This is a genomic window from Marinomonas gallaica (assembly GCF_001639745.1).
Taxonomy (GTDB): domain Bacteria; phylum Pseudomonadota; class Gammaproteobacteria; order Pseudomonadales; family Marinomonadaceae; genus Marinomonas; species Marinomonas gallaica.
Map to the genome: position 1 here is coordinate 22,827 of NZ_LTAX01000021.1, position 16,810 is coordinate 39,636.

The 16,810-nt window shown below is 44.9% G+C and carries 13 protein-coding genes; 3 read left to right on the plus strand and 10 right to left on the minus strand.

What is annotated here, in order from left to right:
* Positions 1–34 precede the first annotated feature (34 nt).
* The 4 genes from AYW76_RS15505 to AYW76_RS15520 all read right to left on the minus strand — a co-directional run bounded on the left by AYW76_RS15505 (position 35) and on the right by AYW76_RS15520 (position 5,483).
* Positions 35–1,381 carry an NAD(P)/FAD-dependent oxidoreductase gene (locus AYW76_RS15505; protein WP_067222704.1) on the minus strand — a complete coding sequence of 449 codons (1,347 nt, stop codon included), beginning with the start codon at positions 1,379–1,381 and terminating at the stop codon, positions 35–37.
* Positions 1,382–1,476: 95 nt separating this feature from the next.
* The gene (locus AYW76_RS15510; RefSeq protein ID WP_067222706.1) at positions 1,477–2,994 is read right to left on the minus strand and encodes an aldehyde dehydrogenase; all 1,518 of its coding nucleotides are present in this window, start codon (positions 2,992–2,994) and stop codon (positions 1,477–1,479) included.
* A gap of 2 nt (positions 2,995–2,996) precedes the next feature.
* Entirely contained in the window at positions 2,997–3,947 is a 951-nt protein-coding gene (locus tag AYW76_RS15515; RefSeq protein WP_067222709.1) for a dihydrodipicolinate synthase family protein, read from the minus strand.
* Between the two features lie 327 nt (positions 3,948–4,274).
* Positions 4,275–5,483 (minus strand): aromatic ring-hydroxylating oxygenase subunit alpha, encoded by a 1,209-nt coding sequence (locus tag AYW76_RS15520; RefSeq protein ID WP_067222711.1) that lies wholly within the window; start codon positions 5,481–5,483, stop codon positions 4,275–4,277.
* A gap of 486 nt (positions 5,484–5,969) precedes the next feature.
* On the opposite strand from AYW76_RS15520, the gene AYW76_RS15525 reads away from it, so the two are divergent.
* Both AYW76_RS15525 and AYW76_RS15530 read left to right on the plus strand, forming a co-directional pair.
* Positions 5,970–7,307: an MmgE/PrpD family protein gene (locus AYW76_RS15525; RefSeq protein ID WP_067222714.1), complete on the plus strand. Its 1,338-nt coding sequence runs from the start codon at positions 5,970–5,972 to the stop codon at positions 7,305–7,307.
* Positions 7,308–7,552: 245 nt separating this feature from the next.
* Positions 7,553–8,491, plus strand: a complete 939-nt coding sequence (locus tag AYW76_RS15530; protein ID WP_067222718.1) for a hypothetical protein — start codon at positions 7,553–7,555, stop codon at positions 8,489–8,491.
* 4 nt (positions 8,492–8,495) lie between these two features.
* Here AYW76_RS15530 and AYW76_RS15535 read toward each other — a convergent pair whose 3' ends face one another.
* The gene (locus tag AYW76_RS15535; RefSeq protein ID WP_067222721.1) at positions 8,496–8,999 is read right to left on the minus strand and encodes a GAF domain-containing protein; all 504 of its coding nucleotides are present in this window, start codon (positions 8,997–8,999) and stop codon (positions 8,496–8,498) included.
* A 139-nt stretch (positions 9,000–9,138) separates the two neighbouring features.
* On the opposite strand from AYW76_RS15535, the gene AYW76_RS15540 reads away from it, so the two are divergent.
* Positions 9,139–9,411 carry a hypothetical protein gene (locus AYW76_RS15540; RefSeq protein ID WP_082866261.1) on the plus strand — a complete coding sequence of 91 codons (273 nt, stop codon included), beginning with the start codon at positions 9,139–9,141 and terminating at the stop codon, positions 9,409–9,411.
* A gap of 97 nt (positions 9,412–9,508) precedes the next feature.
* Here the strand turns inward: AYW76_RS15540 and AYW76_RS15545 are convergent, their stop codons facing one another.
* The 5 genes from AYW76_RS15545 to AYW76_RS15565 all read right to left on the minus strand — a co-directional run bounded on the left by AYW76_RS15545 (position 9,509) and on the right by AYW76_RS15565 (position 16,791).
* Positions 9,509–11,791, minus strand: a complete 2,283-nt coding sequence (locus AYW76_RS15545; protein WP_067222809.1) for a bifunctional diguanylate cyclase/phosphodiesterase — start codon at positions 11,789–11,791, stop codon at positions 9,509–9,511.
* A 119-nt stretch (positions 11,792–11,910) separates the two neighbouring features.
* Positions 11,911–13,023: a DUF1513 domain-containing protein gene (locus tag AYW76_RS15550; RefSeq protein WP_067222725.1), complete on the minus strand. Its 1,113-nt coding sequence runs from the start codon at positions 13,021–13,023 to the stop codon at positions 11,911–11,913.
* Between the two features lie 6 nt (positions 13,024–13,029).
* The gene (locus AYW76_RS15555) at positions 13,030–14,085 is read right to left on the minus strand and encodes an imelysin family protein (protein WP_067222728.1); all 1,056 of its coding nucleotides are present in this window, start codon (positions 14,083–14,085) and stop codon (positions 13,030–13,032) included.
* On the minus strand, positions 14,085–15,431 hold the full coding sequence (locus tag AYW76_RS15560) for a di-heme oxidoreductase family protein (RefSeq protein ID WP_067222732.1): 1,347 nt from the start codon (positions 15,429–15,431) through the stop codon (positions 14,085–14,087). Before AYW76_RS15560 ends, AYW76_RS15555 begins: the two co-directional genes overlap by 1 nt.
* Positions 15,432–15,498: 67 nt before the next feature.
* Positions 15,499–16,791, minus strand: coding sequence for an imelysin family protein (locus tag AYW76_RS15565; protein ID WP_067222735.1), 1,293 nt, complete (start codon positions 16,789–16,791; stop codon positions 15,499–15,501).
* Positions 16,792–16,810 lie beyond the last annotated feature (19 nt).

The window sequence follows — 16,810 nt, forward strand, 5'->3', positions numbered from 1 at the left end:
AAGCGCTTTGGGCATTTCTATTCAATAAAGCGGATTACAGTTCTTTGCCAGCCTGCCATTGCTTCCAGCGCATCGTCATATTGGCACCGATTGACAAGAAGGGCTCAGGGGGTAGCTTGCTGGGCTGATCATGTTCTAAAAATTGATTAAGCCACTCAGATTGACCCAGTACGGCTTGTTCTGCAGCAGCCATCCCTGAAAGTGTGCCTTTTACAGTGCCTAAACCATTCTGGCAGCAGGCAGACCAAATTCTCTCTTCAATTTCACCGAAGGCAGGCATCGAATTAAGTGATAAACATAAGCGCCCGCCCCAACGGTGTTCCATGTCCACCCCTTGCAGCATAGGAAAGCGGTCTTTGAAAGACTGATCTTGCATGGCTTTCGCACGTCTCATATCAGCCTGTGGTGCTTCTAGGGACTGATTTAGGGTCGCTAAATTTCTAATGATGATGCGATCACCGCTGCCCGCGTAATTAGAAACTTTACGAACGGTTGTGCCCATCGGGTCGGCAGGTAGAATGCCCCAATCGCTTTGACCACCTAGTTTTGACAGCTCGCTTGAAGTAAGTTTTCGCGTCATTGAAGCGTAGGTAAACACATGCAACAAACGTTTTGGAAAGAAACCAAACGACTGGATGTGGCCATTAACAGCCAAGATGATGTGCTTGCTTTTCACGGCACCTTTTGGAGTACGTAAAGTATGAAGATCACCTGAAGTTAGCTCAACGACCGGAGTATTTTCATAGATACTGACACGTTGGCTGAGGCCTCTAGCGCAACGTCGGATAAATGCTGCTGGTTGCACCATTGCTCCGCCCTCAGTTTGCAGTCCCTTAATATAAAAAGACGAACCAGTCATAGCTGTCATTTCCCCTGCATTTTTAACTGAAAAGGCTTCACCAATCTCGGCAAGGTGTTTTGCGTAACTGAGTATGTGTTGAATACCTTGTTGCGTCGAGGCTCCGGTGACTTTGCAGCTGCGGCTAAAAACCGCTTTAGGCATGTCGTATTCCATAGCAGTTTGTTCGGCAAAATCGATAGCATGTCGATTAAGAAGAATACTATTTAGATCACGATCGTTACTGCCTGTATAAGAGTCAGAGTTTAGTTCATGCGGTAGGTCAATCATGAAGCCACTGTTGCGTCCAGCAGGGCCTTCTGCGATACGTGATGCTTCGAGTACAACGATTTTGTCGCTTTCAGGGAGCAGTTGCGTAAGACGACGTGCAGCCGCTAATCCGGCCCATCCTGCTCCAACAATGACCCAGTCAGCGGTTGTATCTTGCTCCAGTGTTGGGTAGCCCTCATCTGGGTGTAGAATACTATTCCAAGCCGCTGGACCTGGATCTTTTGGGAGTCGTGTAATTTTTTTTTGTATCATATCCAATCCCATCAATTGAGCAGAAGAGAAGTTCCTCCTCTAATCCGATAAATCCGGAAAGAGGAGGCTCCCCGTTGCAAATCGACCCTAGGTGTTTAGTCGATTGCACCGTCCACGGCACTGTCACTTAAATCAATCCAGATGGTTTTAAGCTCAGTGTATTGATCATGGGCATGGATAGAATTGTCGCGACCTCCAAAGCCAGACTGTTTGTAACCACCGAAAGGTGTTGTGACATCCCCTTCACCGAAACAATTGACGGTGACGGTGCCTGCTTTAATCGCTTGGGCAGCCCGAATTGCTTTCTTCGCATTCGCAGTGAAGACGGATGCCGCTAGACCGTATTCTGTGTCATTGGCTACTTGCAATGCTTCCTCGTAGCTGTTGACCGTGATGACAGACAAGACCGGCCCAAAGATTTCTTCACGAGCCAATTCGTCTGAGTTTGACACGCCGTCAAAAATCGTTGGTTGGATAAATATCCCATCGATAGTTTCACCGCCGACAACTACGTTGTAACCGGCTTGTTTGCCTTTTTCTAGAAAACCGGAGACTTTTTCAAAATGGCCTTTATCGATCATAGCGCCTAACGCATTTTGAGGGTCTAAAGGGTTACCAACTTTCCATTCCCGAGCATGTGCTTTGACGCGCGCCATTAAGGCATCTTTTACACCTGATTGAACAATCAGGCGTGAACCTGCAGAACAATTCTCCCCCATGTTCCAGAAGGCCGCGGCACAAACTTGCTCAGCGACAAAGTCTAGGTCTTCGGCATCGTCTAAAACAATACACGGGTTCTTGCCACCAAGTTCTAAGACGACTTTCTTCATATTTGAATCTGCTGAATAGCGAAGGAAGCGTCGACCGGTTGCGGTGGAGCCGGTGAACGTCACCATGTCTACATCCATGTGCAATCCAAGCGGTTCGCCAACGTCAGCTCCTCCACCTGTTACGATGTTAAGCACACCACGAGGTATCCCAGCTTCTGCTGCGAGTTCAGCGATACGAAGTGCTGTTAACGATGTTTGAGCAGCAGGCTTGATCACTATTGAACAACCCGCTGCTAAAGCTGGAGCAATTTTCCAAACCAACATTAGCAGTGGGAAGTTCCAAGGTAAAACAGCACCGACCACGCCGATTGGTTCACGTACGATCATTGAAATAGCATCCGAACCAACCGGTGCAGTTTGGTCATAAATCTTATCGGCCAACTCAGCATGCCAGTTCATAATGTGAACGAACTCATCAATGTCTAGGTTTTCACAGTCAGTAATGGGTTTACCTGAATCAAGGCTTTCCATAACGGCCAGTTCATGTCGGTTACGAAGTACCAGCTTAGACAGTTTAATGAGTATTTCTTTGCGCTCACTTGGATGTAATTTACTCCAACGGCCGTCTTCGAACGCTTCACGAGCTTTATCGACGGCAAAATCTACATCTTCTTTAGCACACGCAGCGATGTCAGCTAAGTGTTCGCCTGTTGCAGGGTTTGTTGTTACAAATGTCTTGCCAGATGCAGCTGGGCGATACTTACCATCGATGAATGCCATGGATGGTAATGTTAGAGAGCCAGCAATGGCTTGGTATTCTTGCAAAGTTAATACGTTTGACATGCTTAGGCTCCCGCTTTTTTGTTGGCTTTGGCTGTTTGACCCTGCGCTGGTGCTTCTTCTAGAATGCTGGCAATGGCCGTTTTCAAGGTACGTACGACTTGTTCCATTTGGCGTTTGTCGTCTTTGTTAAGATCACGTAGAGGGCTGCGTACAGTTCCTGCAAAGCGGCCATCCATAGTGACACCGTATTTAACGGACTGGATGAATTTTCCACCCTGTTCTAGAACACGCATTAGCGGCATCATGGCAGACATGATTCGACGGCCTTTGATGAAGTCATTTTCCAAAACACATGCTTGGTATAAAGCGATGTGCTCTTTTGCAAGGAAGTTGGAACCAGCACAAACCCAGCTGCGAGCGCCCCATGCAAAAAACTCCAACGCTTGATCATCCATCCCACATGCCGTTTGAATATGAGGGTAATCACGCATCATCATGTGTAATCGGTTAATATCTCCAGAGCTCTCTTTAATGCCGCAGAAGTTTTTAGATTGACCAACTCGGTCAAGAAACTCTTCTTCCATATTAACGCCCATACGATCTGGGTAGTTATAAAGCATGATGGGCATATCGGCTGCACGATCGATAGCGAGTGCATGCAGTGACAGCTCTCGCTGTGTTGGAAGAGAGTAAGGAGGTGTTGCGACAAGTAGCACATCAGCGCCGCTTTTAGCGCCTGCTTCAGCCAGTTTTAAAGAGGCTTTTGGATCCAAAGACCCTGTACCAAAGATGATTTGTGCTTGATCGCCAACGACTTCTTTTGCTTTCGTCAACAACTCAACACGTTCTTCATGACTTTCAACGTAGTATTCACCGGTGGTGCCACCGATCATTAAACCGTGTACACCTTCGTTCACAAGATGCTTGACATGTGTTTGGTAGGCGTCAAAGTCAATAGAACTGTCATCTCGAAAAGGGGTAATGACAGGTGTATAAATGCCTTCAAATTTCATTTTTATCTCTCACTTTAATGTCGATTTATTGCGGGTCAGGCAATGAACTCTTAGGTGTTAAATATTTATTCGTGATAAAAATATTACTTATTTATTGGCATTACTCACAATCAACCTTTTTTCGGTATCTAGCCTAACTTCTCGTTATCAATTGCAGGTTTTGCTCCTTTTTATTAAGGGGTAAACTCATTTTTGAGCTTTTTTAGGCTGTTTAGCCATCTAAAAATTGAAGGTTACTTTCAATATATAAACTGGGATTATTTAATTTTACTGGTCAAAAAAAATGCGACCGTTTGGCCGCATTTTAAAGATGGGTGTTAATGAGTATTAGCTAAGTCGTTTTTTCATTGTATCGCAGTACCAATCAACAAACTGGCAAACACCATTTTCTGCAATATCAGAAAATGGTCCCGGCTTATAAGCGGGAGACTGAACACCTTTAAATGTTTCTTCTACCAATTGTCGATCTTGATCGTTAGTAGCAAGCCAAACTTTGGTTAGGTCATCCAGATCATAGTCTTCACCTTCCACAGCGTCTTTTGGCACTAGCCACTTAGTTGTGACCAGTGTCTCCCCAGAGCTTAAAGGTAGAACGCGGAAGCTAAGTGCATGGTCGCCTAAGAAATGATTCCAGTTGTTCGGGTACAAGAAATACAGCAGTGCACCAATGTCTTCTACACCAGAGTTATCTAGTCGTCCATTGACCGCAGGTTCACCGGACATCGTATAGCTGACTGCTTTAGCAGACAAAGGAATTCGAGTCATACGGAAAATACCGTCTTCAGCCATTTCTAGTCGGCTAGGTAGCTCTGCGGCTTCGCATTTATCCCAATGAGCAACTAGCTCAGGATCCTCATCACCACCAACACCAGCAACCGATAGGTTTTCTACGAATGAGTTAAGCAATTCTGGATGACTGCCATCACAGTGATAACATTCGCGGTTATTTTCAAAAACGAGTTTCCAGTTACCTTTTTCAATGAGGTTTGATTCAAAGGCCACTTTACAGTCATCTAGATTATGAGGAGCCGTAAATCGACCCATAACATCTCTGAATGCCTCAAAATCAGGGGCTTCATCAGCTACGCAAACATAGATGTAGCTATTAATGGTTTCGCAATGAACGGCTTGAAGGCTATGCTCTGAAGTATCGAAGTTGTCGCCCATGTTACCAGCAAAAAGAAGCTTGCCATCTAAGTCGAATGTCCATTTGTGGTAAGGGCATACAAGTTTAGCACTTTTACCTTTCGCATTTTGACAAATACGGGAGCCGCGATGACGACAGGCATTGTGGAAAGCACGGACTTCGCCTTTAGCGCCACGGACAACCACAACAGGGTATTGGCCAACCTGAAGCGTGATGTATTCGCCTGGTTTCTGTATTTCAAATGTGTGGCCAGCGAAGATCCATTCTTTATGCCAAATTTGCGCTAAGTCCTGTTGGAATACATTTTCGTCGGTATATAGTTCGCGACTTAGGGCGTGTCTAGGCTTACGCTCATTGATTAAATCTAAGGTAGTCTTTAGGCTACTCATTGTTCTACTCCATAATGTCTGGCATCGGCAGATCAAAAAAACGCTTGAACAGTATAGCGTTAATTAAAATCTGGTTCCCCCCGATGTGGGCTTTAAGCCTGTTTAAATAAGGCGATGGTGACTGGCAGCGCCATTGTCAGCTGGTTCCAATTGGATGTCCAAGCCTGAGTTAAAGTTTATGAGTGACCCTAGAAAGGGTAAAGCGATCTTTTTTAAGGACGTTTGAAAACTTCAGGTTATCAATGTGCTTATAGAGTCTTTCTTAGAAGATGGTTTTAGACCTTTAAAATCTTTTAAGATTAATAGTTTAAAAAAAATTTTAAAGGATTTAGGTTTTTAGGCTGATGTTTTAAAATAATGTTTTTAAATTTTTAAGATGATTTTTATGACGAATTAAAAATTGACTTTTATAAAGTATTATTATTAATCTGCATGTCTAAGATGATTGCAAGACCAATCAAGTTTAATGTTAAGGACGTGTGCTTTATGTCTAAATTCTTTGATTTTGTTAATGGCTTTAATTTTAAAGATGCACCAATTTCTACCCAGTTGTTAATTAAAAATTCGTTGTTAGATATTATAGGTGTTGTCGCAGCGGCAAAAGATAACAACACTAATGTTAAGCTTCGAAACTTTGTTTTAGAGCAATATCCAAAAGGCGATTTAGGCGCAAGAATCTTATTTGATGGACGCGTTATTTCACCACTTGGTGCGGCGTGGGCAGGAGGTTTTGCTGCGGATAGTTTGGATGCTCATGAAGGACACTTTCTATCAAAGGGTCACGCTGGAGCAACAGTTGTTCCGGGGTTGCTATCATTAATTGATGCCTATAAAGAAGGCGGTAAATCGGTATCAGGTGAAGAGTTTTTAAGCCTTTTAACCATTGCTTACGAAACCTCTTTACGAGCGGGTGTTGCACTTATGAATAGTGCCAGTGATTATCATGCTTCAGGTGCATTTTCAGGAATCGGCTTGGCTGCCGCAGGCGCTCGTGCGTTAAATTTGAAGCAAGATGCTTTGTTTCATGCACTGGGTATTGCTGAATATTTTGCACCTCGTTGCCCCATGATGCGTTTGGTTGATCATCCTACCAATTTACGTGATGCCCATGGCGCGGGAGCATTTTCTGGAATGAATGCCTTAATGATGGCAAAGAACGGCGTTACAGGTGCACCTGCTGATCTCATTTTTGCTGAATCTTCAGCGTCTGCATGGCGAACGTTATGGAGAGAGTGGGAGATCGATAATCAATATTTTAAGCCTTGGCCCGTATGTCGCTGGGCACAACCAGCATTAACCGCAGTTGAAGCAATGCTCGAATTGGACGCTAATATTCGAGAGCCAAATATAGAATCCATTACGATCAAAACGTTCCATGAATCGATGCGTTTGCAAGGGCATCAGCCCAGCAATGCAGATGAAGCCCAATATGGTTTGGCATTTCCCGTTGCAGCCATGATTTGTCATGGTCAATTAGGGCCGAAACAAGTAAGTGATGAAGCCGTTTTTGACGAAAGAGTATTAGCACTTTGCTCGCGCATTCATATCGTTGAATCCGAAGAGTTATCTAATCGCTTTCCAGCCGAGATCTTGTCGATAGTAGAGATTACGCTAAGCGATGGTGCAGTAATTAAGAGCCCTATTAGCCAAGCAAAAGGTGATCCTAATACGGCGATGACGAAAGAGGATATAATTCAGAAATTTATCCAATACACATCGCCAATGATGTCTGTTGATCTGCAAAACGCCTTGATCGAAGAAGTATACAGCTTGGAGCAACGGCCTGATGTATCACGTTTATTGGATTTGATTACACGTAACTGACTAGATTTAAAGAATTCCTATGACTTAGTGAAAAGAGGTCATTAGGTGCCAAGTGATGTCGTCTCGTTAAGTATAAGCAAAGGCATTGAGCAATCGTAAATGGGGGGAGTGCTCAATTGCTAGGATGGTATGTGCCTCTCATACTTTTTCTTAGCTTAACTGGACCATCCGCTTAGGGAAGTGTATATGACTCAAAAACGTCATATACACTTCCCTTTTTCATATCGCTAGGGAGTATGTGTTGTATGGATCTTATTGAGCATATGCTCAGTTCCGGACGGCTAGCGCTGGACTTAGCGTTATACGTAATGTTGCCTATTACCGTGATTATGGGCAGTATTATGATGGTATTTGACCATCGCGGTGTGCTTAAGTTGTTATCGGATTTATTAACACCTATCTCCAACCTGTTTGGAGCTTCGGGATTAAGCTTAATTGCTTTATCTAAAATGCTATTTGTTAGTTCTATCGCACCACTGCCAACGCTGAATAAACTCGATATTCAGGAACGTGATAACCGTAAACTGGCCGCTTCATTGGCGCTAGTACTGACGGCGACTCAAGGCAATGTATCTTTTCCAATGATTGCTTACGGCTTAGATTTTGGTGTTTTGCTTGCTTCTTCAATTATTGGTGGTGTGTTGGCGTCTGCCATCACTTATTACCTATTTGCTGCCAAGCTTAGCAGTGACTTTCAGAAGAATACATCTGACTGTTCGATGCCAATATCTAGGCCTCGAAAGACGATCGTTCAATCCCTTTCCGAAGGCGGCATGGAAGGTATGAAAATAGCCGTCAACATGATCCCCATGTTAACGGTGACGTTATTTTTATTGGCCGTGTTAAAGGAATTGAATGCGATTCAGTGGCTCACCGAATGTTTATCTCCGGCATTCTCTGCTATTGGGTTGCCAAGCTCAGCGGCGTTGCCTGTTATTACTAAATATATTGCAGGAGGGACGGCCTATATGGGTGTAATGATTGATCAAATAGAGCAGGGAAGCATGACTGTTAGAGATATTAACATCATTGCAGGATTAGCGAGCAACCCCGTTGATTTGGTTGGGGTTGCAGTTTTTTCGGCTATTGGTCCACGTATAGGCAAAATATTTCGATATGCGATAATGGGGGCCTTAATAGGGCTAATAGCGCGGGCACTTATCCATATCTACTGGTTTAGTTAGATTTCTACGATAGCTGCCAAGACCAATCGCAGGATTGTATAAACGTATTGACCAGTTGCTCAATGCCTTGTTGGTCGTCTTCGCTAAAGCGATGAGTCTTTGGGCTGTCGATATCAAATACGGCTTTAATATTGCCCTCCACTAGAATAGGAACAACCAATTCCGCGTTTGATGCCGCATCACAGGCAATATGGTCCGCAATGGCGTGCACATCATCCACTCGTTGTGTGGATTGTGTTCGAGCGGCCGCGCCGCACACACCTCGACTAAAAGGGATTCGAGTGCAAGCGACTTTGCCTACATAAGGTCCTAATAGCAGCTCGTTATTACGAACAAAGTAAAATCCCGCCCAATTTAAGTCAGGTAAGGTCTGCATAATAAAGGCAGAGAACTGTGCCGCATTGCAAATCAAGTCGCGTTCACCGCTTAATAAAGCATTAAGTTGTTCATTCAGTGCTTGGTAGAACGCGACGTTGGGAAGGGATGAGTGGTTTTCTATGGAATACATACTGTCTCGACTCTGTGATCGTTTCTATTAGGGGTTATATTTTAGCACGCGACTCAGCTCCCTCTGTCATTTTGTTCCATTCTCTAAGGGCGGTCATTATGATTTAATAGAGAGGTTTATAATTTTGGCTGAGGTAGTTATGGCGAAACCACTTGTTTCACAATTTGTTAAAATGGCTTTTGCTGGATTTCTAGTTTCGACCGCCAGCATTGCTTCGGCTCAGGTGGTAGATGACTGCACGCCTCGACTTGAAAAGTATTTAGATACCTTACGTAAGAATGTGGCATCGGAACACATTTCTCCACGTCAAAAAGAAGCGTCTCAGAAGTTAATCGATAAGGCGGCTCGCTTAAGGGCTAACACAGAGTACACGTACACGGATTGCGCTGTGTTTGATAAATTACTGTTCTAGTTTACACTTCCTATCATATAAAAAAGCTGGACTAGGTTTACCCAATACCCAAGGCCAGCTTTTTTATATGTGAAAGTAGAGGGCACCCTATCAAGAGCTAATACACCATACGTAGCTGCTTCGCTTTTTCATGGTTGTTCTTCGTCCAATCAGAAATAGGGGAAGGCTTGCCAAAGTAGTAGCCCTGTAACGTATCGCAACCCAGACCCATTAAAAGATTTGCTTGTTCTCGCGTCTCAATGCCTTCCGCAATCACGCTCATATTAAGCGATTTAGCCAATTGAATCGTGGATTTGACGATGTCCAAATGACGTCTATCGTCGGGGAGTGGAGAGACAAAGCGACGATCAATTTTGAGGATGTTGGCAGGTATGTCTATTAGCTGACCTAAAGAAGCTTGCCCCGTACCGAAATCATCAATTGCAATTGAGAAACCGTATTGAGACAGGGCGCGCAAGCGCTTGTGGATCAATGGGTGCGTCATAACAGGGCTGGTTTCTGTGATCTCCAACTCGAGCATATCGCTTAACCAAGGGCGCTCAGACGTTAGCGACATCAACAGTGCAAAGAACACGTCGTTCATGAGCTCTTGACCCGCTAGGTTAAATGCAATGGGTGTCTTGATGCTTTCTTCGTGCCAAGCCTCAAGTACGGAGATTAACTGACGCAACAAGTTTTCAGCTAATTTTGGTAGCAGGCCTAACTCTTCGGCTAATTTAATAAATATAATCGGGGATATGAAAGAACCATCATCTAAACGCCAGCGTGCCAGCGCTTCAAAAGAGCGAATTTCACCAGAAGAGATAACTTGAGGCTGTAGCCACATTTCAATTTTCTTGTTTTTAACCGCGTCTGCTAAAGCCAGGCCCAGCTTGTGTTCTTGAATGAGTTTCGCTTCAAGTTGCTGATCAAAGAAAGCAATGCGCTCAGCGGACGTAGAATACTCTAGCGCCATTTCACAGCGTTCTAGTAATTCTTCTGAGGTTTCCCCTTCATTTTGATAGTAAGAGACACCTATCTGATAATCGATGTTGAGAATGTCATCGCCAATGCGAATTTGATCCGGTAGCACCGATTTGATTAACGTACGTAAATTGCGCTGAATTAAATACGTCTGACCAACGGGCATAAAACAAGCGAACTTAACCCCACGTAAGCGTCCAGAAATTGTTTTATCTGATAGACGGGCTTGCAAGGTACGAGAAAAGTTCAAAATCACTCTGTTGGCTTGTTCGCGGCCGTACTGTTTATTCAGCAATTTAAATTGGCTGATACGTATAATAAACATCGCTCCAGTGTAATAGTCAGACACATTACGGATGCGGTGGTTGACTTGATTACAGAAATTCTGGTGGTTTGGTAATCGTGTCAAAGAGTCAAAATGCGCCAATCGAGAGTTGGTCTGTTGGGTGGTTTCCAGTTCTTCTGTTAGTGCACGTAGATGGGTCACATCTTGTAGATGTAAAACATAGTGCCCATGGGTCGTTAAGCTTGAGCGGTGTACTTCTAGAAAGCTTTTTGTGTTGGCTTTAAGAACACATTCCGATACGTTTTTTTGCCAAAAGAAGCGGTTCGATGAGTCCGATGTGGATGCGATCCAGTCATTGATTTTAGTGCCTTCGATGGATGCAGCCAACACACCTGGGAATAGGTCTAATGCTTTTTGGTTGAGTTTTAAAACGATACCACGTTTATCACATAACAGAGTCGGTGTACCTGTATGCTCAAAGATCTCTTCATACAAATCTGAGTGGTGATTCAGGCTGTTGGCCAACTCTTTTAAGCGAAAAATAGTAGTTTGCAAGGTCAAAATGACGCGAGAGACAGCTAGAGGCAATGCAAAGTTAAGCAAGGTGAAGATCATCGTCTGCAAGTACAGCATGCTGACGCCATCACTTTCGACAAAGGTGCGTACTTGACCATTATTGATATACATATCTACAGCAAACGTAAGGCAGTTCGCAAAGCTGAATAGCAACGAGGCTTTAAAACTATAGAACAATCGAACAACAAGCGGCACGAAGTACAGCGTAATGACGCCAAACTCGATACCAATTGGCGAGGCCGATAGAGCAATAAAGCTAATGCCAGTAATGCCCAATAAACCTATTAGCGCCATCGCTGAAAAGTGGTGATAACGCCGAGAGCTAAAAAGCAACAAAGAGGTCAATGCAATATAGAACACGCCCAGTGATGCGAGCGAAAACTCGTCATCTGAGCCATCGAGGCGCAGGAGACTGTGGATAGTAAAAGACGATACAACGAGTAAGCAGGCTACCAGTAATATACGTAAAGTGCTGATGCGAAAATTCTCAGAGCTTCCAGATTCGTGCTCCGCATCACCCATGACAAAAAATTGTTTTAATACGTCTAAAAACATCAAGTCACTACAATCAGGTTCAAGGCTGCTTTGATGCACAAAATGTGCAAACCAACCAAACAACATTACAGAAAAAAACTGCCTCTGACCATCCTGAGTGCGATGCAATTCACAAAAAATTATATATCTAGATCAATACGCCTTAAATGGTTATCCCAATGGACCTCGGCGAGTTGATTTATTTGGGTAGTTTGATGCTGACGTGGTTGGGAAATCAACTGTTTTCCTGTGCCACTGGTCAAAACAAACTCATGTTTCCGGATTGTTGCGACTAAACCACAGACATCGCGGCAATTATCAACACCTAAGAACGTTTTGCTAGGGACATCCCAGTAGGCAACTAAACCACCGCGGGGAGTGCTGATGGCTAATGTTTCACCACTTTTATCAAAGCAAACGCTGCCGCAATACTGTTTAAAGCGAGCTCTAACATGCTCAGGCATATCAAGATAGTCTAATTGGTTAGAGTGCAAGCTGGACAGCGCCACTAATGGCACATCTTCCCACAGTTCACCTTGATATTGAAAACCTAATGCTACCACACCTGATGAGTTGACATCTAAGTGACGTATGCTCAATTTGTGTAAAGTATTCGTATGCCTCACTTGGTTTTTAAGCGTACCGTCCTTTAATGACAAATAGGTGACATTCGGAGCCATTGTGTCTAAGTTCATGATTTCACGATCATTGTCAGGGTGCGTTCGTAAACCTCCATTGGCGATGACCAGTATGTCATCGTCCATCAATACCGACTCGTGAGGCCCAATTCCGCCACTGCTGTATTCATTTAGAACCTCACCATCGGGCCAACGACGAATGACAATTTTTCCTTGTCCCGTGGGGTAATGATTTTCTTGCGTGATTAATTGCAAACCATCATTGCTGAAGACCGCATGGCCATAAAAATGATGGTCGCTAAGGGGGGTTATGCGTTTGATTGCTTCGCCCGATAATGGATTAAAGAAATCGATATAAAAGCCTGGGCGGCGTGCAACCGCTCCGACTACCGAGTGAGTCGGATGAACGACTGGCGCATGGGCGCGCTCCGCTAAAGGCATAGACCAACGTAATTGGCCATTACTGCCAAACGCACCAATATAATGAGCGGTTTTACTTTTTGAGAAAGCTGAAATAAACAGCTCTCCGTTCGCCTCTATTGGCAAAGCCGATGCCCATGTTGGGATCGACAATGCCGCTAATGATGATGTTAAAAACGCACGACGAGAGAGCATGATTGGTTAATCTCCATCACGGCTATTGAAGCCAATTTGGAATCCTAATGCGGTGACCAAATTGGTCAGCTGGGTTTGGCTGTTTGAGATAGCACGAACCAAAGGTTTCGCCAACGCAACACGCTCATCTTGCGAATAGTCGCCCGTGAAGTAATCTTGTGGTAGTTGCAATGCCAATTTCAAACTGTCGGCTAAGGCGGCTTCTAGTGCTTTGGCAAGCTCAGGTTGCTCCGCAATGGCTGTGTCGTAAAGAGAGGGTTGACCAACGTGATACAACGTACGATAGGCTTTCAAATTGGTGATGATTGCGGCTAACGACGCTTCGCTGCGGTAAAATTCAGCGAGCTTCAGATTTGGACGGTCTTTGTAGCCAATCGGGGTTTCAAGCTTCGCGTCTTTTACCACAGACATGTGTTCAAGCCATTGTTGAACCAACTGTTCTAGTACTAAATGCTCAGGCGTCACGCTGGCGCCTTCTTCTGGAAAGATCCAGTCTGTTGCCTTACTTTGCTGCCATTGGCTTAGTACATCTTCCGTTGTTTTAGCATGATGACGACTAATAGCCTCTAATACTTCACAATCACTTTTGCGCTGAATGGTGTTGAAGTCCCCATGAAAAAGTAGTGACTCAATCGCCGTCATACCGCGCACAGCAATACTGGCTGATGTCCAAAATTTGGGCGCGGTCATCATACTCGGATCAGAGCTTAGATTACGTAATTGGCGCTGAGTGACGCCTTTTTTATCAGGCCAGTACTCATACGCGTAATAACGCATGAAATACGTGACAGGACCAAAGTTTAGCCACTGAACTTGTTGCCAATCATTAATGTTTTGGCTGAAAGCCATTTGAGCCGCTGATAATGACGCTTTGGACGGCGCGGCGCACAATGCGTGAGTCGCATCGGCTAATTGATTGGCGCTGGTGCTGAACTGTTGGTATTTCGGCACAATATACTGAGATTGAATTTGCTCTAGGGTTGTGTCCCATTGATCAGCAAATACTGAGGTGCCTGCCAGTATCGTAAGGGAAGTGGCAAACGCTTTTTTAAGACATAGCATCAAAGTGACTCCAAAAATCTAACAAATAACGCACGTTGTTTAGTGTTAAGGGATTTGTAAGCATTCTTACTGGCTTCGGCTTCGCCACCGTGCCAAAGAATAGCTTCTTCAATAGTGCGTGCACGACCATCGTGAAGAAAGCCATTGCGACCCGAAACAGACTCAGATAAGCCTATCCCCCAAAGCGGAGCAGTACGCCATTCTTGTGTCGAAGCGTTCAATACAGGAAAGCCATTGGCGAGCTCAGGGCCTAAATCGTGCAAAAGCATATCAGTAAACGGATAAAAGTCTCTATGACTCAAGGCGGTAAATTCTGAGGAACCTGTTGTGAGTTTTGGGGTATGGCAGCTACCGCATTCTAATCGATCAAATAGTTGCTTGGCATCTTTAAACCACGCTTGATCTAAATTACGCATGGCTGGTGGCATACTGAGTGCGACATAAGTATCCAAAACCGCCATTTGCTCTTTACTGACTTCTAAGTCATCAAGATGTTGACTGTTTCCGTTTGGCGCTTGCATGCAGTCAGTTTGTGCAACCGTACAGTCACCGCTAGGAAAGGGAAACAGTTCTGTCGATAAGCCAAGATCACCATTAAACGCGGACTGGTTTTGCTCTTTCAAAGAGGGAACACTTGCTTTATGACCAAAGCGTCCAAGTAGCTTTTCGCCATTGCGTTCGATCCAATTAGGTTTGCCGCTGATGCCATTCTGATCGTGGTCGTCAGGGTCAGCATGCTCAAGAATGAGCGAGTCTGGCACTAAATTCAGTAGCCCCATACCAACCAGAGGCGGCGAAACACGCATAGAGAAGCCAGTTGATTCTTGAAAATCACCGTAATTCAACGAAAGCCATTCAAGCGAGGGCTTGCGCAACGTCACTTGATAGCCGTCGTCAAATGTCTCAATGGATTCTTGCCAATGGATTCGATAATCGCCTTCGGTTTTAACATTCGTTGCGCTGAGAGGGTGGAACTGACGGCCATACATATAATCGCCAATCACGCGATCCGTCGCAGCTTGATCAGACTTTCCTAAGCGAATAAAAAAAGAAGGAACGTCACTGCCTAATTGGTCGGTTGTCGGTGCATGACCACGGCCACTGTTAACATGGCAACTGTGGCAAGAGCGTGCGTTAAAGAGTGGCCCTAAGCCATCGCTGGCGGTAGTAGAAGAGGGCGCGGGGACCCAAAGGCGCTCAAACATGCTTTGCCCTAAGTAAAAGGCTTGCTTGTCAGTGGCGCTAAGATTGGGGAACGGCTGTTGATACGCTTTGCTATCAGCCAGTGCTGAAGCACTGTAAAAGCACGCGAACAATGGAATTAACAAACTATAGCATCGAGTCATAATCGTAACGCTCAAACGGCAAAAGGGGTGACTGAGTCACCCCTATAAAAACCTCAACAAGTATTCTTTAGAATACAGAGCTTGGGTTATCTAAGCTGTCAGAACCTTCAAGAGCGATGCCTTCAAGGTTCAACGCACGAATCACTTCTTCAGTGGTGCGTGTTTGATCCACAAGCGAGTCAACAAAGTTCTGAACAAGCGCATTACCTGCTCTATTGTTCATCGCAATTAACACGTCAAACGTTTGACCTTGCTTAGCAGCGTCTACCATGGCTTGGCCAGCCGTTTCGGTAACATTAAGGTCTGCCTTCATTTCAACATCCAGTGCTGGATCTTGTTCAGCAACCAGAGCGGACAGTGATGGGCCTTTAACCCAGCTACCATCGACACGTTGGTATTCACCTAGGTAAACGTTCTTAATGCCTTTGGCATCATAGTAGTGCGACCAATGGGTATTATCAGAGAAACAATCGTGCTCTTCTTCAGGGTCATGCAGCATCAAGCCAAGCTTAGTGCGCTCTCCACCAAGTTCGCCGTACGCCAAACTGCCCATACCGGTTAGCATGGTGCTTAGACCTTCTTCAGGAGATTGCTCTTCTAGTGCAGTACGTGCTTCGCCACCATCTTTCCAAGCATCGGCCATGTATTCTAGGTCGGAAACCAACAGCGCTGTCACAGCGGCCAAGTATTGACGGCGACGATCACAGTTACCATTGCTGCAGTTGTCTAGGTCGTAATCTGAAGCTGGGCGTTCACCCGCACCAGGTTTCGTGCCATAGAGATCTTGGCCCCATAGAAGAAACTCAATCGCGTGGTAGCCACTTGCGACGTTTGCTTCAATGCCATCTGCTTCTTGTAGGGAATCAGAAATTAATTTAGGTGTAATGGTTCTCGCATCGACCGTTTTGCCACCGATGACTAATGAAGAATTAGCGACGACGTTAGCAGTATAAAGCGGGTTAAGATCTGATTCTGAACCATATGAAGACTCAGAGACGTAATCAATTAAACCTTCGTCCAATGGCCAAGCATTTACTTTGCCTTCCCAGTCGTCCACGACCGCATTACCAAAACGGTACACTTCGGTTTGCTGGTAAGGAACGCGCGCAGCAATCCATGCGTCTTTTGCAGCTTGCAAGTTTGCTTCCGTTGGCTCTTCTAGAAACGTATCAATAGAAGACTGAAGTGTTTGTGCTGTTGTGAAAGAATCACCGTAAGCCGCTTCCGCAATGTCAGCATAGTGATCGACAACAGAGCTTGCTGTCAGCACCGCATCATCAGATTTAACAGACTGAGTACCGCATGCAGTTAGCAGACCTGCGGCAACAAGTGCGGCAATCGGGGTCAATACTTTTTTCATTAATTACTGCTCCATATGC